The following is a 20,266-nucleotide window of genomic DNA, read 5'->3' as shown; positions in this document are numbered from 1 at the left end:
GTTCATCCCGACTTGGCGCTCGACGTCGACGGCATGCCCTTGTCCAGGACGACCGCCACCGGCTCCCGCCCGGCGAGCATCGTCCGGACGGGCACGACCGGGATGATCGGAGCCGCGGGCACGGAGGGCATCCGGAATCCGACGCGCGCACGGATCCGGGCCAGGTCGAGCAGGCATTGCAGCGAATGCCGCCGAACCGAGAACGTCGAACCCGGATGGTCGCGCCACACCACCGGGATGTCCGTCACGGTCGCGCCTCGCCGCACACAGTGGGCGAGAAGCTCGACGTCGAACGAGAAACCCGTCGTGCGCAGATCGGCCGCCGCCTCGCGGGCCAGCGGCCCGTCGAAGAACTTGAACCCGCACTGGGTGTCGGCGATGCCGCCCACGAGGTCGCGGACGATCCGGTTGAACGTGATGGCGCCGAGCCGCCTGACGGGCAGCGCGTACCCCTGGACGACCGACCGACCGTGGCGCCTTGACCCGACCACGACCGGGCGGCCCTCGCGCAGCAGGACGATGGCTTCGTCCAGCGCGGCGAGGTCTGTTGCCATATCGGCGTCCATGAATCCTACATAAGGGGCGCGCGTCGCGAGCAGTCCCGCGCGGACCGCGGCTCCCTTTCCCCGGCGTTCGCAGCGCACCAGCCGCACGGGCACCGGCCCGTCCCAGGACCGGACGATGCCGGCGGTGCCGTCCGTGCTGGCGTTGTCGACGACGACGATCTCCGAGCGCACCGGGAGTCCGGCGAGCTTGTCGCACAGCTTGCCCAGGCCCTCCGGAAGCCGGTCGGCCTCGTTGTAGGCGGGAACGACGATCTCCAGGAGGGCGGGGCCGTCACGCCGGGTCCCCATCAGGGCCTACACGTCAGCGGGAGCCGTAGTTGTACAGCGGCTTGATGACGGGGTCCTCCTGGGAGGAGTTCACGAGCTGGACCGTGCCGAACGACGCTCCTGCGGCGAGCAGGACGCCGACCACTGCGGCGATGGCGATGCGCATCAGGGGGTCCTTCGTCGATGGTTTGAGCTGCGGGGTTTGATACTGCCGAGTAACGGAATGCTCAGAGTAGTGCCTGGGACCCGGAATGACCAGAAAACAACCAGAGTCACGATGGCCCAGGCGGCGACGACGGGCGCGGCCGGAACGCCGCCCGCGGCGACGTCGACGGCCCCGTCGATCCGGTAGACGGCCAGGTCAGGGCCACGCAGCACCTCGACGGCGGCGCCGGACGGACGGTGCGCGCCGATCTCCGCGTCGACCACGACGTACCGTATCCCCTCGTCACGCAGCGTCGTCGCGGGCGGGGACCCCGTCCGTGCGGCCGGTGCCAGCCGCACGGCCCTCGGGTCCTCGGGCGCGACGGTCGTCCCCCCCACGGTGACGGCGTCGTCCACGATGACCCGGCGGTGCAGGTAGCGGGGCAGCGGGTCGAGGACGCGGCGCCCGTGGTTCCAGGGGTAGCCGCGATACGACGCCCATGGCAGCACCAGGACGTCCCCCTCGGCCGGGTCGCCGCCGATGATCTGGCGGGCCCGCGCCCAGTCGTCCGGATAGCGGACCGCCCGCAGATCGCCCGCCGCGCCCCACGCCAGCGTCGGCAGCAGCATCACCGGCACGGCCATCGCGGCGGTCGGCACCGCCGGCCACCGCGCCTCGGCGGCCCGGTCGGCGGCCACCCCGAGTCCCACCGCGACCACGACCGCGAGCGGCGCCACGTACTGCTGCCCGTCCCGCAGGACGGCGAACCCCGGCCAGAGACCGATGAGCCCTTCCAGGACCGGCGCCGCCACCGCACCCAGCGCCGCGACCGCGAACCCGGCGACCGCCGCCACGGCAGCGCCGCGCCGCCAGCCCGGCTCCCGGCACCACTTCCAGTAGGCGACCAGAGCGATCACCACGACGACCAGCCAGATCGTCGCGGTCACCGGCGCGCCGTACCCGTCCGGCACCGTCTCGCCGTTCCACACGCCGCCGAGCAGGAGCAGGCTCCCGAGCGTCCCGAACGGTGTATCGGCCCGGGCGGCGAACAGGTCCACGGCCGTCCCGTCCCCCGGCACGCCCGCCGGCCGCAGCACCCCCGGCACCAGCCACGGGAGGCTCAGGACCCCTACCGCCGCGATCACTTGGACGCCGGTCCGGCGGCGTCCCGTCACAAGGGCGACGACCAGGGCCGTGAGGCCGGACACGGCGAGGGCGGCGAAGCCGCCGATCGCGGCGGGGATCAGAGCCCGGACCAGGCGTCTTCCCCCGCCGGGCTCGCCCGTCCGGGACGCGGCCGCGACCACCCACGGAAGGGCCGCGTAGCCGAGGAGCAGCGCCCACTGGCCCAGCAGGAGGCGTTCGGCGACGAAGGGGTTCCAGGCGTAGCAGATCCCGGCGGCCAGCCGCGGCGGCAGCCGGCGGGACGGCACCAGCGACGCCGCCGCCGTGCACGCCATCACGAAGATCGCCAGCAGGACGAGCTTCTGCACCACCTCCGCCGGGACGACGGAGGCCAGCGCGGTGACGAAAGCGTCGCTCGGGACGTGCCGCGGGACGACCCCGGTCAGCCCGAACGTCATGCGGGTGAACGCGGGATCGGGCACGAACACCATGTCGTACGACAGCACGAAGCCGGGCGCGAGCCCCGGCCCCAGCGCCGCGAGGCCGAGCCCGAGCCCGGTCAGTGCGGCCACCAGGTGCCGTGCTCGCTCGTTCAACCTGCCCGCTCGTTCATGTGAGCCTGGACGCTACCCGACCTGCTCCCTTGTGGAGGGGCGACCCCCCGCACCCCCCGGCGACCGCGCCGGGTCGGGGTCGCGGGGCAGGCCGAGGATCCGCTCACCGATCACGTTCAGGTTGACCTCGGTGGTGCCGCCGCCGATGCTCATGGCGCGGGACGCGAGCAGGTACCGCGTCCAGCGGGCGCGCAGGTCGTCCTTCCAGCCGCCGGTCAGCGCGCCGTCCTCGCCGAGGAGCGTGAACCCGAACTCGGTGACCTGCTGGCCGTGCTCCATCGCCACCAGCTTCCGGACGTTCGCCGTCGCGCCCGGGTCCGTGCCCGACAGCTGCTTGAGGGTGGCGCGGAGCCCGAGGAGGTTGAAGGAGTGCTCGTCGCAGGCGAGGCGGCCGAGGCCGTCGCGGACGACGGGGTCCCCCGCGAGGTCGAGCCCGGCGGCGAGGTCGAGCAGCTTGGGCAGGTCACCGCCGAGCTGGAAGCTGCTGGTCAGGCCGACGCGTTCGTTGGCGAGGGTGGTGCGGGCGACGCGCCAGCCCGCGTTGACGGGCCCGACGACGAGGTCGTCCGGGACGAACACGCCGTCCAGGAACACCTCGTTGAAGACGGCGTCGCCGGTGCATTCGCGCAGCGGTCTGATCTCGATGCCCGGCGACGCCATGTCCACGAGGAAGTACGTGATCCCGTCGTGTTTGGGTCGATCGGGGTCGGTGCGGGCGATGCAGATGCCCCACTGCGAGTCGCGGGCCAGCGACGTCCAGATCTTCTGGCCGCTGATCTTCCAGCCGCCCTCGACGCGTTCGGCGCGCGTGCGCAGCCCGGCGAGGTCGGAGCCCGCGCCCGGCTCGGAGAACAGCTGGCACCAGATGATCTCTCCGCGCAGAGTCGGCGGCAGGAACCGGTCCCGCTGCCCGGCCGTCCCGTACTGGACCAGCGACGGGACGACCCACGCCGCGATCATCAGCGGCACCGGGCGCACGTCCGCCGCCTTCAGCTCCTGCTGGATGACGATCTGCTCCAGCGGCCCGGCGCCCCGCCCCCACGGCTTCGGCAGGTGCGGGGTCACCCAGCCGCCCTCCGCCATCGCCGCCCGCTGTTCCAGGGGATCCATCGCGGCGAGTTCGGCGACGCGGGCGCGGATCTCCTCGCGCACCGGCGCGGCGTCGTCGGGGAGTTCGATGCTCATGGGACGCCGGACTCCCGCGACGGCCAGCGCGGCGACGTCCGCCCTGTGCTTGCTCGCCCGCCCCAGGAGCGCACGCAGCGTCAGTGCCCTCCGGTAGAGCAGGTGGGCATCGTGCTCATAGGTGTAGCCGATGCCACCGTGCACCTGGATGTTGCCCTCCGCGCAGGTGACGGCGGCGTCCGCGGCCAGCGCCGCGGCGACCCCCACGGCGTAGGCGCGCTGTTCTTCCGGCTCGCCCAGCGCGCGCGCCGCGTCCCAGACCGCCGCCCTGGCGCGCTCGACGGCGATGAGCATCCGGGCGCACTTGTGCTTGATGCCCTGGAACTGGCCGATCGGACGGCCGAACTGCTCACGGAGCTTCGCGTACGCCACGGCGTCGTCCAGGGCACGTCCCGCTACACCGCACACCTCTGCGCCAAGGAGGACGGCGGCGAGTGCCGGCACGTCCACGCCGTCTAGGAAACGTTCGTCCGGGACGGTCAACCCGTCGGCTGTGACCGCTCCGACCGGACGGGTGATGTCCAGGGACTCCAGTGACCCGACGGCGACCTCGTCCCGCTGAACGACGACCCAGCGTTCACCGGCCGGAAGCAGGAACACGTCGGCGAGCGGTGCACCCAGTACGGGCTGCACAGTCCCGGAGACGGTGGAGCCGTTCACGTCCAGGCTTCCCGACAGTCCCACCGCCGCGGTACGGGAACCGTCCGCCAACCCGGGCAGCAGCTTCGCGGCCCCGCAGGCGTGCAGGACCGCGGACGCCAGAACGGTCGGCGTGTAAGGCCCCGGGGCGAGGGCGCGGCCGAGTTCCTCCAGCGCGACCGCCTGCTCCAGGAGCCCGAAGCCCTGCCCGCCCGCCTCCTCCGGCAGATGCAGGCCGGGCAGCCCCTGCGCGGCGAGCGCCGGCCAGAAACCGGCGTCCGCGTCCCGGACGGCCTGCGCCGTGATGTTCCGCTCGGCGAACCCCCGCACGGAAGCCGCCAGCGCCTCGTGTTCCTCGGTCAGCCCGATCGCCATGCCGCACCCCTCCCTCGAAGTGGGCACAGCCTATTAGAACGTCATTCGGCTGTCAGGCCGCGATCTTCAGCCGGGAGAAGCGATCTTCAGCCGGGAGAAGAAGGTGTTCACGTCCGGCCACATCTTCTTGTGCGTGTTCGGCAACGACGCGAACACCACCGCGGGCGTCTTGCGGCCGGTGTCGACCACCGCGGTGGCGACGACCTCACCGGTCGCCCTCACCCCGTCCCGCTGGTAGGTGAGGTACGAGGCGATCAGCCAGCCGGGACGCCCGTCCACGGTGAGGGCCTGCGAGGCCAGCGGCGCAGCCTTGTGCGGGAACGCGTAGTACTGCGCCTCGTACCCCTGCGCGACCAGCGCGGCGACGTTCTTGACGCTGTCCGGCCCCTGGTACGCCTTCTGCATGCTCGGGTGCAGCGTGCCGGTGAGCAGCTGCCCGTACCAGATCTGCCCCGCGCTCCGCTCCGTCACCAGGATCTGCTGCCCGGACCACCCCGGCGTGCCCAGCTTGTTCTGCTTGGTGGGCACCTTCCAGGGGCCTGCCAGCCGCGGGTACGACAGCCCCGAATACGGGTCGGGAACCTGCCCGAGCACCCTGCTCGGGGTGCCGGCGAACGCCGTGAGCCTCTTGTCCGGCGGCAGCTCGACCTGCGGCGGCTCGGGCTGCTCCGCGGACGTCCGGCCCGCGTTCCCGCCCGACTCCGCCGGCTCGTCGCCGCCGCCCTTCACGAAGTAGACGGCACCGGCCGCGACCAGCGCGACCACCAGCAGCCCGACCCCGCCGAACAGCATCAGCCGGGACCGGCCGCCGCCGTCGTCCAGGACATCGCGCGGCGCCCTGGGCGAGCCGCCGAGCTTGGCGTCGGCGGACTCCTCGTCCGCCATCCAGTCCGGCATCTGCCAGTTGCCGCTGCTCGGCTTGCCGGGCCTGGCCGGCTCACCCGCCCCCGTGGGAACGGCCGGCGTGTACCGCTCGTCACCGGGGCCCTCGTCGAACAGGTCGCCCTCCCACTGCGGCGACTCGTCCTCCGGGACGGGCGCCACCCGGACGTCGTCGGCGCCGGCGTCGTCGGCCCGGGGCCAGGACTCCTCGACACCGCCCCAGACGTCGTGCGACCCCGTGTCCTCACCGGAACCCGGAGCGGGCAGAAAGCCCTCGGGCACCTTGGGTTCGGGGAAGGCCACCTGCGGGCCGGTCGCGTCGCCGCCCTCCGGGCCCTGGCGGGACTCGTCCCGCGGCTCGCCTTCGCTCATATCGGTCCAGCGCACGCCGCGCTCCCCCTGATCGGACATGCGGCACACGTTACGCGAAGATCAGCACTTGAGTTCGGACGTGTAATTACGCTCAGGACACATCTTCCTATCGCATCAGTGATAGCTCGCCGATCCACCGTCACCCGGTGTGACCAGCGTCTCCCTCGCCTGCGGACCGGCCGCCAGCCGTTCCCTGGCCAGCAGCGTCCCGCCCGCCACCGCACCCGGCATCGCGAGCACCGCGCCCAGCGGAATGAGGAACACCACAACGGTCGCGGCGCCGAAGCCGACCACCAGCGGACGGTCCGCCCTCATCCGCGTGAACCGCTCCTTGCGGAGGATCCCGCGCCGCTCCAGCGCGATCGACATCAGCTCGCCCGCCAGGAAGTAGCCCGACACCAGCGCCGCCACCACCGGCACGACCGTCTGCCCCACCACGGGAATGAAGCCGCAGGCGAAGAACACGACAGCGAACGTCAGCGCGACGGCCGCGAGGATCAGCGTGTCCTTGACCGCGCGCCCGATCTGCACCATCAGCGGGACGTCCGGCTCCGGCGGCGCGCCGCCCTGCGACTCCTCGACCCGCACCGCGATGGCCTCATAGAACGGGTCGCCGACCAGCAGCGTCACCGCGGTGAACGTGATCAGGGCGAGGAACAGGGCCGCCCCGTAGATCGCGATCCCGGCGACCACCCGCGCCGACGTCCGCGCCGCGTCCGCCCATCCGTCGGCGAACCCGGTCACCCACCCGGCCAGATCGTCGATCTGGAACGCCAGGAAGATCATCGCCGCCGCGTACACGGCCAGCACGATCAGCGCGGGGATGAGCCCGAACAGCCACTGCGCCGGATGCCGGGCGACCCACCCGATGCCGCGCAGCAGATAGCCGGCACCGTTGAAAAGGTCCTTGAACCCGGACGGCTTGGGGGCTTGAGGGGCGTGCGGTTGGCTCACGCACCCAGACCCTATAGGGAAGGCAACCCCACAAGGCGAGCCGAACGCTCCCAAACCGCTCGCCCGATTTCCGGATCCTTCAGCACCCCCGCCGTCGGCAGCATCCCCGCACCCGGCGTCGAACTGTGGAAACCACCGCTTCGCCCCTCGAACTCCCCGTCCAGGGCGAGCCGCAGCGCCATCCTCGCCCCCTGCGCCGGCGTCCGCAGCAACGGCGTGCGCGACAGCACCGCACCGATCCGCTCACTCCCCCGGATCTCCCTGGCCAGCCCCGTCGCGACGAGACCCGGGCACATCGCGTTCACCGTGACGCCGCTGCCCTCCATCCGCCTGGCCAGCTCACGCGCGAACAGGATGTTGAGCAGCTTCGACCGTCCGTACACCCGCAGCGATCCCGCCGCCCCGTACGACCCAGGTTCCGCGAACCGCTCGACGTCCAGCCCGTCCGACTGCCGGTGCGCCTCCGACGCCACGACCACCACCCGCGACGGCGCGCCCTTCTCCAGCAGCCCGAGCAGCAGGTTCGTCAGCAGGAACGGCCCCAGATGATTCGTCGCGATCATGCGGTCGTACCCGTCGGCGCTGACCTTGGCCCGCAGCAGATGCGTCCCCGCGTTGTCGACCAGCACGTCCAGCCGCTCGAACCGCTCCGCCAGCGACGCCGCGACCCGCCGCACGTCCAGCTGCACCGACAGGTCCGCGATGAACGTCTCGACCCGTGCCCCCGGAACGTCCCGCGTCAGCTCCCGCACCGTCGCCGCGCCCCGCAACTCGTTCCGGCAGACGATCGCCACCAGGAACCCCGCCCGGACCAGCCCCCCGGCGATCTCCTTCCCGATCCCGGACGTCCCGCCGGTCACGACCGCGATCCTGCGCTCCATCCCCCCACAGAACCACCCCCGCCGACCCCGGGCAAACGCACCCTGGCACAAAAGGTGGAACACGTTCTAATATTTGCCGATGAGGTTCACCTACGCCGAGGCGATGACCGACCCGTCCTACTACCTGCCGCTGGCCCGGGCCGCCGAGGCCGCCGGGTACACGAGCATCTCGGTGGCCGACTCGCTCGTCTATCCGAAGGAGTCCGACTCGGTCTACCCCTACACCGCGGACGGCAACAGGGAGTTCCTTGAGGACAAGGCGTTCATCGAGACGTTCACGCTGATCGCGGCCATGGGGGCGGTGACGAGCAGCATCCGGTTCACGCCGTTCGTCCTTAAACTCCCAGTTCGTCCGCCCGTGCTCGTGGCCAAGCAGGCGACCTCGGTCGCGTGCCTGACCGACGGACGCCTCGGCCTGGGCGTGGGCCTCAGCCCGTGGCCCGAGGACTTCGAGGTCATGGGCGTCCCGTGGGAGCGGCGCGGCAAGCGGATGGACGAGGCCGTCGATATCGTGCGGGGTCTGAGCACCGGCGAGTACTTCGAGTTCCACGGCGAGTTCTTCGACATCCCGGCCATCAAGATGACGCCGGCGCAGCCGTTCCCGATCCTGGTCGGCGGGCACAGCGAGGCGGCCCTGCGCCGCGCCGTGGTCCGCGGCGACGGCTGGATGCACGCCGGCGGAGACGACCTGGACGACATCCTCGCCAGACTGAACCGCATCCGCGAGGCCGAGGGCAAGGCCGGCGACCCCTTCGAGATCCACGTCATCTCCATGGACGCCTACACGCCCGACGGCGTGAAACGCCTTGAGGACAAGGGCGTCACCGACGTGATCGTCGGCTTCCGGATGCCCTACGCCAAGGGCCCCGACACCGAGCCCCTCCACAAGAAGATCGAGCACCTCGAACGCTTCGCCGAGACGGTCATCGCCAAGGTCGACCACTGAACGAGAACACGTTACAGTCCGAGCCATGGACGCCATCACCTGGAACGCCCCGGACACCGTCCACCCGGCCCGCAGCGCCGCCCGCGCCTCCATGACGGCCGTCATAGGCGGCGACAAGGGCACGTGGCTGAACCTCTTCGCCCCCGACGCCCTCGTCGAGGACCCCGTGGGCCCGTCCTTCCTCGACCCGTCCGGTAACGGTCACCGAGGCCACGACGGCATCGGCACCTTCTGGGACACCTTCATCTCCACCATCGCCGGCTTCCGCTTCGCCATCGCCGATTCCTTCGCCAACGGCGACTGCTGCGCCAACGTGGCGACGATCACCACCACGATGGCCGACGGCTCCACCATGACCATCGACTGCGTCCTCATCTACACGGTCAACGAAGCCGGCCTGATCACATCCCTACGCGCCCACTGGGAACCAGACCGCGCCATGGCGACCGTCACCAGCCCCTGACAGAACGAAGGGCCACGACGCAACGGCCGAAACCAGCCGAGCATCATGGCCTACACAAAACAACCCACCCGAACGACGCCCCAACCAGGAGAGCCGTAGGGCAAAGCCTCCACAACGAGGCCTGGGGGGCGGCGGCCACCGAGCACACGTCGCCCGGAGTGGACCCAATCGCTTCCTACTCGAACACAAACGCCCAGCTCAGAGACACCCTGAACGCGTACACGAACCTCACGGCACACCTCGCCATCGATGACGAGCCAGGTCTGAGCTAAGAGGGCTGCGGGATAATGCGCGACCGTGGCGTCGGATCTTGCGCTCCGGTTGTGCCGGATGAGTTGTGGGCGATCGTCGAGCCGTTGATCCCGAAGTTCGAGCCGCGGAGGCAGGGCGGCGGGACGGCGGCGGTGGACGACCGGGCGGTGTTCACCGCGAGCGTGTACGTGCTGAGCAGCGGTTGCGCTTGGCCGGCATCTGCCGGGTGAGTTCGGGGTGAGCGTGCCGACGGCGCATCGCCGTTTCCCTGCCTGGACCCCCGGGCGGGGGCTGTGGATCCGGCTGCACCTGCCGTGCCGGACGAACTCGGCGCGCGGGGCCAGGTGGACCCTCAGGCGCTACCAGCCACCGAGATCACCAACTGGCGGCTGAAGTATTAGAGGCGCGGTAGGTAGGACAGAAACCGGAGTGCGCACCGCAATCAAGCCACGGATGCGCCCGCCGGCGGGCGCAATGGGTAGGGCGAAGGGAGTTAAAGAAGTGCAGACCTTTCTCCCTTACGCGGATTTCGCTGCCACGGCTCGCGTTCTCGACCTGCGTAGGCTCGGAAAGCAGCGCGTCGAGGCGCTGCAGGTGCTGCGCGGGCTGACGGTGCCGGGGTACGGATGGCGGCACCATCCGGCCGTACGGATGTGGACGGGGTACGAGGAGGCGCTGGTTCGCTACGGCCTGGAGATTTGCCATCGGTGGTGCTCGCTCGGGCACCGGGACACATGCGCTGCCTCGCTGGTGTCCGGACTGTTGAATGCCACGGGCATCCAGCGGCCGCGGAGCCAGGAGAGTTTGGCCGGCGCCGGGGAACTGCCGCCCTGGCTGGGCGATCCGGGACTGCACCTCAGCCATCGATCCGCGCTGATCCGGAAGGACCCCGAGTTCTACCGGCCGATCTTTCCCGACGTGCCCACCGACCTGCCGTACTTCTGGCCCCGCTCCAATCGAGCGGATAGAGAGGGCGGCGGACCGGCGCCATCGGTTTGACTACCGCCGGCGGCGTCGGCCGTACGGGCAGGTCCGGTCTCCCAGCCGCCGAGGAGTCTGGACGCCGTCCCTGCGCCGTCGGGTGATACCGCATGAACCACTCAAGGCTCGGACCGGACGCGGTTCGACGCTCCCGACAAAGGAGAGGCGAACCGCGTACAGCAACGGTCCGGCTGAAACTCGGGTTCCAGCCGGACCGTTTTTCGTGTGGAGGTGGCGGGAATCGAACCCGCGTCCTTCGGTGAAAAGTCAGGGCTTCTCCGGGTGCAGCCTGCTTGGCGTTTTCTCAGCCCCGGCGCTCACGCAGGCGTGTCGCCGACGGGCTCAGCCGCTGTTTGCTGTCCCTACAGGTCCCGCGGCCGGGCTTGCAGGTGGAGTCTCCTTACGATGCCAGACCCCGGGTCGGAGACGCTCCCGGGCTGACAGAGTCGGCTACTCGCCTCAGGCGGCGAGTGCGAACTCGGACTGCTGCTTGTTGGCAGTTATTGGTTTGCTGTCACAGGATTTACGAGGTCACGACAGCAACCCTCGACCCGCTTCCCCTGGCTCGAACGACCGAAGTCGAAGCCGGTCACCCCCATGTTGAGTTGTCAAAGCGGAAGTCCGGGGACGTCCACACGTTGACGTTACAAGGTTAACGCGCGGGACGCCAACGTGATTCCCCCTGACAGCCGTGAACCCCGGTGGGTGCGAGCTGTGTCACACCCACCGGGGTCGACCGGCAGGGTCGGGCCGGTCCGGACGGCAGAGCCTCCCCCGAGACGAGGCTCTGGTCTCATCACGGCGACTGAGTCCGCAACCCCCCAAGCGGGATCTCAGTCACCCGTAAAGACGCTCGGGGGCGGCGGGTTGGTTGCGTCCCCGGCGTAAAGAGATCACAAAGTTGTAACGTGCCTGGTGGGGTGGTGGTTCGGTCAGCGACCGCGGAGGAATCTGGCGGCGATCTCGGTGGTGTTGACGCGGCCTTCGACGGCGATGGCGAAGGCGCGGTCGCCGCTGGAGCCGACGAACCAGGAGACGGTCCTGTTGTTGTCGCCGTCCCGGTAGGCGGCGAGGGCCGCGACGCCGACGACGTCGCCGGAGACGCGGGCGCCGCGGGCGTTGCCGTGGGACGCGGTGCGGCCGAGGACCTTCTTGAGGCTCGCGATCGATTCGGGGCGGAGGTTCTGCGGCGGGGGCGCCTGCACGGTCTTCGGGATGTCCTTGAGGACGTACGGGGGCTTCCAGGTGCCGTTCTGGGCGGCAGCGGCGACGAGGGCCATGCCGAGGGGGCTCACCTGGACGTTGCCTTCTCCGACCATGGCGGCGGCCTTCTCGCCGTCGTTGGCGGGGGTGGGCACCGAGCCGGTGAAGGCGGGGACGGTCAGGCCCCAGTTCTTGCCGATGCCGAGCTGGGCGGCTTCGTTGGCGAGGGTCTGCGCGTCCAGTTTGGTGCTGAGCTGCGCGAGGGTCGTCTTGCAGGACGCGGCGAAGTGGTTGGCGAAGGTGCTGTCGCGGCGGGCCTTGTTGGTGAACGTCTCGCCGCCGACGGTGACGCTGCCGGGGCAGGTGGTCTCGGCGGTCTGGTTCATGCCGGCCTTGGAGAACAGGGCCTCGGCGGACACGATCCCGAACGTCAACCCGGGTGGGTATTCGCCCTCGAACGCGAGGTTCTGGCCTTTCGTCCCGTGGTTGGACACGGCCAGCACCTCGCCGGTGCTCGGACGCACCACCACCATGGACGCCGGGTACCGCAGGCCCGCGAGCGCCTTGTCGGCGTTGCGCTGGAAGGCGGGGTCGAGGGTGGTCTGGACTTCCTGTGGCGGCTGGCCTTCCCAGGAGCGCAGTTCCTCGGTGCTCTTCCCGGACTCGTCCTGCGCCACGACGCGGACCGTGGGCGTTCCGGCGAGCCGGCGCTGCTGGAGGAGCTGGACGCCGCTGACGCCGATGGTGTCGCCCGGCTGGTAGGGGGCGCCGACCTGCTGGAGGCGGTCGGCGGTGGCGGGGCCGAGGCTGCCGATCAGCTCGGGCGCGTAGGACGGGGCGATCGGCGCCCTGACGCCGTTGAACTTCAGCCCGGGGATGTTGTTCAGCCGCCTGATGAGCGCGTTGTGCAGGGGGACCTGCAGGGTCAGCAGCGGCAGGAAGTCCTGCGGCGGGGCGGACCGGACGCGGCCGAGGAGGCGTTCGGCGTCCAGCCGGCGGCCACCGTCGATCTTGGCCTGTTTGGCGAGGAGGTCGAGGGTCTTCTTCGGGTCGGCGAGCTGCCCGGGGAACACCCCGACGTCGTAGGCGCCGACCTCGCGCATCAGGGAACGGCCGTGGGTGTCGGTGACGGGGGCGCGCTCGGGTTCGTCGGTCACGACGGCGAGCCGCTGCCCGGGCTTCAGGCTCGTGTGGATGATCGAGGGGCTCCAGACGACCTTCCACTGGCCGCCGACGCGGCGCAGGTGCATCAGCCCCGGGTACTCCCACGGCTGGCCGTTCTCACCGAGGTCGATCTTCACGGTGAAGCGCGCGTCGGCCTCGTCGCCCTTCTTGATGATCTGGTCGACGTCGCTGTCGGCGACGCCCGTGCCCAGCGACAGCCGCAGGGACGCGGCGTCGAGCTGCTGGCGGACCCGGCTGAGCGCGTCCTCGACCTGCCGTTTGTCGACGCCGACGGTGTTGCCGGCCGCGGCCTCGTAGTTGCCGACCTGCCAGGCGATGAGGAAGTCGCGGACGGCGGGCAGCGCGGAGCGCTCGGCCCAGCACCCGGTCGTCATCCCCGCGACGAGGGCACCGCAGACCGTCAGCGCGATCGTCCGGCGCCGCATTGCCCGGATCCCGCCGGGCCGCCGCCTCCGGCCTCGGTTCGTCATCGACACCCTTCACCGTCTCCTGAACCGGGCCGCCGCCGCCTTCTGCATCTCGCGATCGGCTTCCCGCTTGGCGATGGCCTGGCGCTTGTCGTAGGCCTTCTTACCACGGGCCAGGCCGATCTCGACCTTGGCCTTGCCCTCCTTGAAGTACAGCGCGAGCGGGATCAGCGTCCAGCCCGGCTCCGACGACTTCGCGATGATCTTCTGGATCTCGCGCTTGTGCAGCAGCAGCTTGCGGCGCCGGCGTGGAGCGTGGTTCGTCCAGGTTCCCTGCGTGTACTCGGGGATGTGGACGTGCTCCAGCCACACCTCCCCGTCCATCACGTGCGCGTAGCCGTCGGCGAGGGAGGCGCGTCCGGCGCGCAGGGCCTTGACCTCGGTGCCCATCAGCACCATGCCCGCCTCCCACGTCTCGTCGATGTGGTAGTCGTAGCGGGCCCGTTTGTTCTGGGCGATGAGCTTGCGCCCGGTGTCCTTCTTGCGCCCGGTGTCGCGTGCCACGTCATCAGTCCTTGTCCGGCGTCTCAGTCGTTGCCCGGGGGTTCACTCGTTGCCCGGCGGTTCACTCGTTGCCCGGCTGTGTCGCGTTCAGGCCGCGCAGCACCGTCCGGGCGCGCTGCTCGGCCACTGTGGGCGGGCGGTCGGCGGAGACCGCAACGTCGGGTTCGATCCCCACCCCGTCGAGGTTACGGCCGCTCGGGGTCCGGTAGCGACCGACGGTCAGCTCGATGACCGACCCGTCGGCGAGCGTGATGGGTTCCTGCACCGAGCCCTTCCCGTATGTACGCGATCCTACGATCACGGCGCGGTCGCGGTCGCGGAGGGATCCGGCGACGATCTCGGCGGCGCTGGCGGTGCCGGCGTCGACGAGCACGACGAGCGGCGTCCTCGCGTCGCCGGGGCTGGTGACCACGCGTTCCTGGACGGGCTTCCCCCGCGGCCGGTACGTCACGACGGGGCCGCCCCGCAGGAACGCCGAGGCCGTCTCGACCGCCTCGTCCACCAGCCCGCCCGGGTTGCCGCGCAGGTCCAGCAGCACGCCGCCGTCGGGACGGCCGCGCGGCGACTCACCGGTCACGGCCGCGCGGATCTGCCGTCCCGTGCCGCGTGTGAAGGCGCCGACGCGGACCAGCCGCGCCTGCTCTGGGAGATCGGTCACGGTGACGTCTCCTCCGGAGACGGGTGTGCGAACGAGATGGAATCGCTTTGTTCGATGGTCGCGTTCCACGGTTAGTTCGACGGCGTCTTCGGCACGTCCTCGCAGCGCCTCCGCCACACGTTCGACGTCCCAGCCGTGCACGGACGCGTTCCAGACGCGGGTGACGACGTCGCCGGCCCGCACGCCCGCCCGCGCGGCCGCGGTGCCCGGCTGGACGCTGGCGACCAGCACCCGGCCGCCGCCGTCCTCGCCGCCGAGCCACAGCCCGACACCGCTGTAGTGGCCGTTCAGGCGTCCCTCGACGTCGTCGTACTCGCGGGCCGAGTAGTAGCGCGCCCACTTGTCGTCGAGGGCGTGCAGCATGCCCTCGACGGCGGCGCGGTCGAGTTCGCCGCGCCCGACCGGGTCCGCCGCATGCCTGCCGATCTTCGCGGAGGCCTCGTTGAGGATCGACCCGTCGGCGGCGGCGGTGTGCCGTCGCGGGCCGGCGCCGCTCACGACCCCCGCCCCGTAGGCGCAGACGATCGCGGCCGCGATGGCGGTGCCGCGCAGGAGGCGCCCGGCCCTCCGGTCTTCGCGGGGGCGCCGGGGCCGCCTCCCCGGGAGCGGCACGGACCGGAACATGCGGCAAGTGTAGGGCGGGGTGAGCCACCGGATCCGGCGCTTCCGCCGGATCCGGTCACCACGTCAGATCTTCAGATATCTGCGCAGCGTGAGGAACGACGCGACCGCGCACAGCAGCACACCGAAACAGATGGAGAGGACGATGACGGCGATCACCGTGCTCCAGCCGAGCTGGCTGACGAGCTGGACGTCCCCCGCGAGTCTGTCGATCAGCAGCTTCTTGCTGAACACCAGCAGGACGGACGCGAACAACCCGCCGATCAGGCCGGCGATGGCGCCCTCCAGGATGAACGGCATCTGGATATAGGTGTTGGACGCGCCGACCAGCCGCATGATGCCGGTCTCGCGGCGCCGGTTGAACGCCGACAGCCGGACGGTGTTGCCGACCAGCATCACCGCGGCGATCACCTGGATCAGCGCGATCGTCAGCGCGGCCACCTGAAGGCCGTTCAGGATCCGGAAGAATCGCTTCAGGATCTCCTGTTCGTTGATCACGGTGTCGACGCCCGGCTGACCGAGCACCGCCTGCGCGACCGCCTTGTACTCTTCGGGGTTCTTCAGCTTGACCCGGAACGAGTCGGGAATGTCGCCCTCACGGGTGCTCTCCACGAAGCCGGGCGAGCCCGCGAAGCGGTCCTTGAACCGCTCGTACGCCTGCTGCTTGTCCTCGTACTCGACCGCGGAGACCTGCGGCATCTTCTCCAGCTGCGCCTTGAGCGTCTGCCGCTGCTGATCGGTGACGTCCTGCTTCTGGCAACTGGGGTTCGAGCTCGTCTTGGCGCACAGGAAGATCGAGACCTCGATCTTGTCGTACCAGTAGCTCTTGGACGAGTCCACCTGCTGTCTGAGGAGCAGCCCGGTGCCGAAGAGCGCCATGGCGATGGCGACGGTGATGACGAGGGAGATCGTCATCGTCATGTTCCTGCGGAGACCGATCCAGATCTCCTGGAGAACGAACTGTACGCGCATGCCTCGCTGTCCTTGATCGCCTGTGTCCCGCCGGACGCCTGGGCCGTCCCGCGCTGGAACGCGGGCCCGATGCGGGGCTTTCCTGCCTCTGGGCCTTCGGGGTGTCGTACGACCCGGCAGGAATCGATGGTTCAGATGGAAGTGCCAGAGGGGACCGGGCCCCGGCCCGGGTCAACGCGGGCGGACGATCTCCCGCACCCTACGGCGAACACGTTTAGTAGGCCTGTCCGTACACGCCGCGCGACTGGTCGCGGACGACGCGTCCGTCCTCCAGCTCGACGACGCGCTTGCGGAACGCGTCGACGATCGCGGCGTCGTGGGTGGCCATGACGACGGTGGTGCCGGTCCGGTTGATCCGGTCCAGCACCTTCATGATGCCGATCGATGTCGCGGGGTCGATGTTGCCCGTCGGCTCGTCCGCCAGCAGGATCATCGGCCGGTTGACGAACGCCCGCGCGATGGCGACGCGCTGCTGCTCGCCGCCGGACAGCTCGTCCGGCATCCGGTGGGCCTTGCCCTCAAGGCCGACGAGGTCGATGACCTCGGGGACGACCTTGCCGATGAAGCGCCTCGGCTTGCCGATCACCTCGAGGGCGAACGCGACGTTCTCGAAGACGTTCTTGTTGGGCAGAAGGCGGAAGTCCTGGAAGACGCAGCCGATCCTGCGGCGCAGGTGCGGCACCTTCCAGTTGCTCAGCCTGCTCAGGTCCTTGCCCGCCACGTGCACGTGACCCTGGGAAGGACGCTCCTCCTTCAGGATGAGGCGCAGGAAGGTCGACTTTCCGGAGCCGGACGGACCCACCAGGAACAGGAACTCGCCCTTTTCGATGGCGACGTTCACGTGCTGCAAGGCGGGCCGGTTCTGGCTCGGATAGACCTTGGTGACGTTGTCGAAATGGATCACGGCTGCATCACGGCGGTTCGGTCTCTAGGGGTTGGGGAGCGGCCCGGCCCGCGGGCCACGGAATCGTCCGTGGCCTCCGGTCTGCGCCGCCCGGCTCCGCGACCGGACGGGACACGGAGCCTTCGAGCAGTGTAGAGGGGACGGTCGACTGTCTCGTCCCACTCGGCGTGGTAGGCGGGCCAGGGGCCGTCACATCGCCCGAACAGCGCGTGCCGTCCGATCAGTGCCATGTGAACCGTCTCCCGACGTCCGGCCGTTTCGTACCATCAAGCTCCCGGACTTGCCGGAACGACCATACAGTCCGGCTACGCTGGATGATGGCGAAAGATACCTAATAGGTCGACGGACAGCGAACAGCTCGACGCTTCCCCGCACGGACCCGCGTGCCGTTCTCGGAGATTGGGGCCCACCACATGAGCTGCGAACATCTGATCTGCGCTCGGTGCTCGAACCCGGTCGTGGAGGGGCGCTGCCCCACGTGCCGGGAGGCTCGGTCGGAGCTGCACCGCCACGGCCTGTCCGGCTCGCCCGCCCTCGTTCTCGCGGCGCTCGTCGCCCTGCTGTTCGCGGCGCTGGTGCTGCAGCGCGTCTACGGCTGAACCACAGCCGGCTCCCCGCTGAGGAGCGCGCCGCTGGGGAGCGCGCCGCCGGGGGAGCGGGCCGTCGAGAGCGCTAGGGCTCCTTCTTGAGCGGCGGGGTGGAGGCTTTGGAGATCGCGCCCTCGTCGGCGATGACGTGCGCCTTCGGCTGCTTGCCCTTCTCGACGCGCGGGGGGTCGTACGCCGCGAAGTGCAGGGTCGCGGCCGTGTCGACCTGGTTCCCCTCGACGGTGCCGTCGAGCAGGTGCTCCGCCTCCTTCGGGATCTCCGGCTTGGGCGTCTCCGGGTCCTCGGCGATGAGGGAGGTGTTGCGGAACAGCGAGTAGACGATCAGGCCGCCGCCGTTCTCCGTCCGGAGCCCGAAGTAGGGGAAGGGCGTGGCCGTGTGGACGACCTGGAGCGTCAGGTCCTCCTCCTTCGCCTCCTTCTTGTCACGCTTGGCGTCCTTGTAGAAGCCGGTGGTGACGGGGCCGGACTTCATCACCTTGGCGGCGACGCTGCCGCCGCCCTCCGCGGCGATCGTCGCGTGGATGCCGATGACATCGCGGGGACGGATCAGGACGGACGTGTCGTCGGTGCCGAGCGCCTCCGCGTAACCGTCGTCGTCGATCGCGACCTCCGGCACCTCCGCCTTCCGCTGCATGACGGTCGCGAACGTGAGCTTCCAATGGTCGGACGGACCGCGCAGGACGAACGCCATCAGCACCTTGCGCTCGCTCTTGCGCTTGCCGAGGACGGAGCGGTCCACCGCCACCACGAACCACTGCGGATAGGCGGCGTCCTTCAGCTTCGGGACGTACAGGTCGGGCTCGTCATAGTCGAAGCGGCGCACCGGGTCGCCGTCGTAGGCGGCCTTGCGGAACTCGGCCGCCGTGAGCTGGGACTGGCCGTCGGACGTCCAGGTCAGCGCCAGACGCTCGTCGCCGGCGGCCCTGGCCACGTCCTCGTCGGTGACGTAGGCGCGGAACGCCCGCTCCGCGACCTCCGGGGTCAGCGCGACCGGCTCGGGCGGGGACGTCGTGGGCATGCTGACGGTGGGCCGCGCCTCCGTCTTGCCCCCGGCGCAGCCCACGACGGCGACCGTCAGGATGAGCAGCACCCCGACCGCGATCACCCGCGTGAACCTGTGCACAGACCATCCCCCGGACCGATGTCCCCGCCGGCCGCTCTCCGGCCGGCTTCCTCGGCCCGTGATTCTGCCACCCACATGATATTGGCCGTGCGCCCCCGTTCGAGGCGGATGGGCGCGCCCGGACGCGGCGGGACGCGGCGGAGGCGGCTCCGGCGCCGGCCGGCGGGACGGCGGTGAGCAGTGCCCGGACGACGATAAGCTCAAGAGCGTGGCAGCCATCGAACCCGAAGAGCAGCTCAAAGAGCTCAGCTCGACACTCACCAGCATCGAGCAGGTGCTGGACCTCGGCGGCATGCGGCGCGACATCGCCGAGCTGCGCGAGCAGTCGGCCGACCCTGACCTGTGGAACGACCAGGAGCGCGCCCAGTCGGTGACGCGCCGCCTGTCGTACCTGGAAAGCGAGCTGGGGAAGGTCGAGGCCCTGCGGCAGCGGCTCGACGACGCCGCCACCCTGTACGAAATGGCCAAGGAGATGGACGACGCCGACACGCGCACGGAGGCGGACGAGGAGCTGGTGACGCTCCGGAAGGCCGTCCAGCAGTTGGAGGTCCGCACCCTCATGTCGGGCGAGTACGACGCCCGGGAGGCGCTGGTCACCATCAACGCGCAGGCCGGCGGAGTGGACGCGGCCGACTGGGCCGAGCAGCTCCAGCGGATGTACCTGCGGTGGGCGGAACGGCACAACTACCCGACGGAGGTCTACGAGACGTCCTACGCCGAAGAGGCCGGGATCAAGTCCACGACGTTCACGGTGAAGGCCCCCTACGCCTACGGCACGCTGCGCGGCGAGCACGGCACCCACCGGCTGGTCCGGATCTCCCCGTTCGACAACCAGGGCCGGCGGCAGACGTCGTTCGCGGGCCTGGACGTCGTCCCGGTGGTGGAGCAGAGCGACCACGTCGACATCGACGAGAGCGATCTGCGCGTGGACGTGTACCGGTCGTCCGGGCCGGGCGGCCAGGGCGTCAACACCACCGACTCGGCGGTGCGGATCACCCACGTCCCGACCGGGATCGTCGTGTCCTGCCAGAACGAGCGCAGCCAGATCCAGAACAGGGCCACCGCGATGAACGTCCTGCAGGCCAAGCTCCTGGAGCGCAAGCGCCAGGAGGAGGCGGAGAAGATGTCCGCCCTGCGCGGCGAGGGCACCAGCAGCTGGGGCACGCAGATCCGCAACTATGTGCTGCACCCGTACCAGATCGTGAAGGACCTGCGCACCGGCGTCGAGGTCGGCAACCCGTCCGCGGTCCTGGACGGCGACATCGACGAGTTCGTCGAGGCCGAGATCCGCTGGATGCGCCAGCAGGAGACCGCGTAGTTCATTGCATTTCCCTTGGCGTCGGGCCCTGGAGGCCCTCCTTCGGCGGGAAATGC

The 20,266-nt window shown here is 70.3% G+C and carries 19 protein-coding genes and 1 other RNA gene; 6 read left to right on the top strand and 14 right to left on the bottom strand.

The features are described 5' to 3' along the window. Nucleotides 1–2 precede the first annotated feature (2 nt). The 7 genes from ACTWPP_RS25090 to ACTWPP_RS25060 all read right to left on the bottom strand — a co-directional run bounded on the left by ACTWPP_RS25090 (nucleotide 3) and on the right by ACTWPP_RS25060 (nucleotide 8,005). The gene (locus ACTWPP_RS25090) at nucleotides 3–854 is read right to left on the bottom strand and encodes a glycosyltransferase (RefSeq protein ID WP_443106794.1); all 852 of its coding nucleotides are present in this window, start codon (nucleotides 852–854) and stop codon (nucleotides 3–5) included. 13 nt (nucleotides 855–867) lie between these two features. After that, on the bottom strand, nucleotides 868–999 hold the full coding sequence (locus ACTWPP_RS25085; RefSeq protein WP_443106793.1) for a hypothetical protein: 132 nt from the start codon (nucleotides 997–999) through the stop codon (nucleotides 868–870). Continuing rightward, a complete protein-coding gene (locus ACTWPP_RS25080) occupies nucleotides 999–2,699 on the bottom strand; it encodes a hypothetical protein (RefSeq protein ID WP_443106792.1) in 1,701 nt (566 codons plus the stop codon). Before ACTWPP_RS25080 ends, ACTWPP_RS25085 begins: the two co-directional genes overlap by 1 nt. A gap of 30 nt (nucleotides 2,700–2,729) precedes the next feature. Further along, nucleotides 2,730–4,916 carry an acyl-CoA dehydrogenase gene (locus ACTWPP_RS25075; RefSeq protein WP_443106791.1) on the bottom strand — a complete coding sequence of 729 codons (2,187 nt, stop codon included), beginning with the start codon at nucleotides 4,914–4,916 and terminating at the stop codon, nucleotides 2,730–2,732. 66 nt (nucleotides 4,917–4,982) lie between these two features. Further along, on the bottom strand, nucleotides 4,983–6,209 hold the full coding sequence (locus ACTWPP_RS25070; protein WP_443106790.1) for a hypothetical protein: 1,227 nt from the start codon (nucleotides 6,207–6,209) through the stop codon (nucleotides 4,983–4,985). A gap of 75 nt (nucleotides 6,210–6,284) precedes the next feature. After that, complete coding sequence (locus ACTWPP_RS25065) at nucleotides 6,285–7,124, bottom strand: EI24 domain-containing protein (protein WP_443106789.1); 840 nt, start codon at nucleotides 7,122–7,124, stop codon at nucleotides 6,285–6,287. 11 nt (nucleotides 7,125–7,135) lie between these two features. Then, complete coding sequence (locus tag ACTWPP_RS25060) at nucleotides 7,136–8,005, bottom strand: SDR family NAD(P)-dependent oxidoreductase (RefSeq protein WP_443106788.1); 870 nt, start codon at nucleotides 8,003–8,005, stop codon at nucleotides 7,136–7,138. A gap of 79 nt (nucleotides 8,006–8,084) precedes the next feature. Between ACTWPP_RS25060 and ACTWPP_RS25055 the strand changes: the two genes are divergently transcribed. From ACTWPP_RS25055 to ACTWPP_RS25040, 4 genes are all read left to right on the top strand, one after another. Continuing rightward, nucleotides 8,085–8,951 (top strand): TIGR03619 family F420-dependent LLM class oxidoreductase, encoded by an 867-nt coding sequence (locus ACTWPP_RS25055; RefSeq protein ID WP_443106787.1) that lies wholly within the window; start codon nucleotides 8,085–8,087, stop codon nucleotides 8,949–8,951. Between the two features lie 25 nt (nucleotides 8,952–8,976). Beyond that, nucleotides 8,977–9,414 (top strand): nuclear transport factor 2 family protein, encoded by a 438-nt coding sequence (locus ACTWPP_RS25050; RefSeq protein WP_443106786.1) that lies wholly within the window; start codon nucleotides 8,977–8,979, stop codon nucleotides 9,412–9,414. 323 nt (nucleotides 9,415–9,737) lie between these two features. Next, nucleotides 9,738–9,896 (top strand): transposase, encoded by a 159-nt coding sequence (locus ACTWPP_RS25045; protein WP_443106785.1) that lies wholly within the window; start codon nucleotides 9,738–9,740, stop codon nucleotides 9,894–9,896. A 271-nt stretch (nucleotides 9,897–10,167) separates the two neighbouring features. Continuing rightward, complete coding sequence (locus tag ACTWPP_RS25040; protein WP_443106784.1) at nucleotides 10,168–10,665, top strand: MSMEG_6728 family protein; 498 nt, start codon at nucleotides 10,168–10,170, stop codon at nucleotides 10,663–10,665. Between the two features lie 205 nt (nucleotides 10,666–10,870). Here ACTWPP_RS25040 and ssrA read toward each other — a convergent pair. The 6 genes from ssrA to ftsE form a co-directional block, all read right to left on the bottom strand. Beyond that, nucleotides 10,871–11,244, bottom strand: a transfer-messenger RNA (tmRNA) gene (ssrA, locus tag ACTWPP_RS25035). Nucleotides 11,245–11,579: 335 nt separating this feature from the next. Then, on the bottom strand, nucleotides 11,580–13,505 hold the full coding sequence (locus ACTWPP_RS25030) for a penicillin-binding transpeptidase domain-containing protein (protein ID WP_443106783.1): 1,926 nt from the start codon (nucleotides 13,503–13,505) through the stop codon (nucleotides 11,580–11,582). A gap of 9 nt (nucleotides 13,506–13,514) precedes the next feature. Then, nucleotides 13,515–14,006 (bottom strand): SsrA-binding protein SmpB, encoded by a 492-nt coding sequence (smpB, locus tag ACTWPP_RS25025; protein ID WP_443106782.1) that lies wholly within the window; start codon nucleotides 14,004–14,006, stop codon nucleotides 13,515–13,517. Between the two features lie 61 nt (nucleotides 14,007–14,067). Further along, complete coding sequence (locus ACTWPP_RS25020; RefSeq protein WP_443106781.1) at nucleotides 14,068–15,288, bottom strand: S41 family peptidase; 1,221 nt, start codon at nucleotides 15,286–15,288, stop codon at nucleotides 14,068–14,070. Nucleotides 15,289–15,351: 63 nt separating this feature from the next. Beyond that, nucleotides 15,352–16,257, bottom strand: a complete 906-nt coding sequence (gene ftsX / locus ACTWPP_RS25015; protein WP_443106780.1) for a permease-like cell division protein FtsX — start codon at nucleotides 16,255–16,257, stop codon at nucleotides 15,352–15,354. Between the two features lie 214 nt (nucleotides 16,258–16,471). After that, nucleotides 16,472–17,161 carry a cell division ATP-binding protein FtsE gene (ftsE, locus tag ACTWPP_RS25010; RefSeq protein WP_021597771.1) on the bottom strand — a complete coding sequence of 230 codons (690 nt, stop codon included), beginning with the start codon at nucleotides 17,159–17,161 and terminating at the stop codon, nucleotides 16,472–16,474. 413 nt (nucleotides 17,162–17,574) lie between these two features. On the opposite strand from ftsE, the gene ACTWPP_RS25005 reads away from it, so the two are divergent. Then, entirely contained in the window at nucleotides 17,575–17,760 is a 186-nt protein-coding gene (locus ACTWPP_RS25005) for a hypothetical protein (protein ID WP_443106779.1), read from the top strand. Nucleotides 17,761–17,833: 73 nt separating this feature from the next. On the opposite strand, the gene ACTWPP_RS25000 is transcribed toward ACTWPP_RS25005, so the two are convergent. Next, nucleotides 17,834–18,892 (bottom strand): hypothetical protein, encoded by a 1,059-nt coding sequence (locus ACTWPP_RS25000; RefSeq protein ID WP_443106778.1) that lies wholly within the window; start codon nucleotides 18,890–18,892, stop codon nucleotides 17,834–17,836. Nucleotides 18,893–19,100: 208 nt separating this feature from the next. Here ACTWPP_RS25000 and prfB point away from each other — a divergent pair, with 208 nt between their 5' ends. Next, nucleotides 19,101–20,210 carry a peptide chain release factor 2 gene (gene prfB, locus ACTWPP_RS24995; protein WP_443106777.1) on the top strand — a complete coding sequence of 370 codons (1,110 nt, stop codon included), beginning with the start codon at nucleotides 19,101–19,103 and terminating at the stop codon, nucleotides 20,208–20,210. The last annotated feature ends 56 nt before the right edge of the window (nucleotides 20,211–20,266 follow it).

The organism is Actinomadura sp. 3N407 (assembly GCF_052245875.1).
Taxonomy (GTDB): Bacteria; Actinomycetota; Actinomycetes; order Streptosporangiales; family Streptosporangiaceae; genus Spirillospora.
This window is presented reverse-complemented; position numbering and strand designations above follow the sequence as displayed.

Excerpts from the sequence above, each read along its gene's own strand:
- ACTWPP_RS25090 (WP_443106794.1), bottom strand. The coding sequence starts at position 854 with ATGGGGACCCGGCGTGACGGCCCCGCCCTCCTGGAGATCGTCGTTCCC.
- ACTWPP_RS25085 (WP_443106793.1), bottom strand. The coding sequence starts at position 999 with ATGCGCATCGCCATCGCCGCAGTGGTCGGCGTCCTGCTCGCCGCAGGA.
- ACTWPP_RS25075 (WP_443106791.1), bottom strand. The coding sequence starts at position 4,916 with ATGGCGATCGGGCTGACCGAGGAACACGAGGCGCTGGCGGCTTCCGTG.
- ACTWPP_RS25070 (WP_443106790.1), bottom strand. The coding sequence starts at position 6,209 with ATGTCCGATCAGGGGGAGCGCGGCGTGCGCTGGACCGATATGAGCGAA.
- ACTWPP_RS25060 (WP_443106788.1), bottom strand. The coding sequence starts at position 8,005 with ATGGAGCGCAGGATCGCGGTCGTGACCGGCGGGACGTCCGGGATCGGG.
- ACTWPP_RS25055 (WP_443106787.1), top strand. The coding sequence starts at position 8,085 with ATGAGGTTCACCTACGCCGAGGCGATGACCGACCCGTCCTACTACCTG.
- ACTWPP_RS25050 (WP_443106786.1), top strand. The coding sequence starts at position 8,977 with ATGGACGCCATCACCTGGAACGCCCCGGACACCGTCCACCCGGCCCGC.
- ACTWPP_RS25030 (WP_443106783.1), bottom strand. The coding sequence starts at position 13,505 with ATGACGAACCGAGGCCGGAGGCGGCGGCCCGGCGGGATCCGGGCAATG.
- ACTWPP_RS25020 (WP_443106781.1), bottom strand. The coding sequence starts at position 15,288 with ATGTTCCGGTCCGTGCCGCTCCCGGGGAGGCGGCCCCGGCGCCCCCGC.
- ftsX (WP_443106780.1), bottom strand. The coding sequence starts at position 16,257 with ATGCGCGTACAGTTCGTTCTCCAGGAGATCTGGATCGGTCTCCGCAGG.
- ACTWPP_RS25005 (WP_443106779.1), top strand. The coding sequence starts at position 17,575 with ATGAGCTGCGAACATCTGATCTGCGCTCGGTGCTCGAACCCGGTCGTG.